This window comes from Rhizobium sp. P1_E6 (genome assembly GCF_056405875.1).
The window spans coordinates 1-686 of the sequence record NZ_JBFUBG010000347.1; the positions used below are offsets into that span (position 1 = coordinate 1).

General features: G+C 53.9%; 2 protein-coding genes. Both read right to left on the reverse strand.

What is annotated here, in order from left to right; genetic code table 11:
• On the reverse strand, positions 1-509 hold a 509-nt coding region (locus AC1D35_RS36660), incomplete at its 3' end, for an AMP-binding protein (protein WP_477942975.1).
• A gap of 3 nt (positions 510-512) precedes the next feature.
• The coding region (locus AC1D35_RS36665) for an NAD(P)(+) transhydrogenase (Re/Si-specific) subunit beta (RefSeq protein ID WP_477942976.1) at positions 513-686 on the reverse strand (174 nt) is incomplete at its 5' end.

Consider the following 686-nt stretch of genomic DNA (forward strand, 5'->3'; position numbering starts at 1 on the left):
GCAAGCGCTTCCGGCGAGAAGCCGCCGAAGACGACGGAATGAACAGCGCCGATGCGCGCACAAGCCAGCATCGCATAGGCCGATTCCGGGATCATTGGCATGTAGATGGTGACGCGGTCGCCCTTCTTGACGCCATGCTTCTTCAAGACGTTCGCCAGGCGGCAGACATGCTCGTAAAGCTCGTTATAGGTGATCTTCTTGTCGATATAGGGGTTGTCGCCTTCGAAGATGATGGCGGTCTGATTACCATTCGTCTTCAGGTGACGGTCGATACAGTTGTAGGAAACGTTCGTCTGGCCGTCCTCGAACCACTTGATCGAGACCTTGCCCGTGAAGGACGTATTCTTGACCTTGGTATAGGGTTTGAACCAGTCGATGCGCTTGCCGTGTTTACCCCAGAACTTATCAGGGTTTTCAATGCTCTCCTCGTACCATTTCTCGTACTTGGCCTGATCGATCAGCGCGCGCTGCCTGGTCCTTTTCGAAAMAGGATAGTGGTTCGGCGTCATCGATCAGGCCGCCATCTTCGATGGAAGAAGTTGAATGAGTCGATCGATGCTCTTTTTTGCGTCGCCGTAGAACATGCGTGTGTTGTCCTTGAAGAAGAGCGGGTTTTCGATGCCGGAATAACCGGTCCCCTGGCCTCGTTTGGAGACGAAGACCTGTTTTGCCCTCCAGACTTCGAG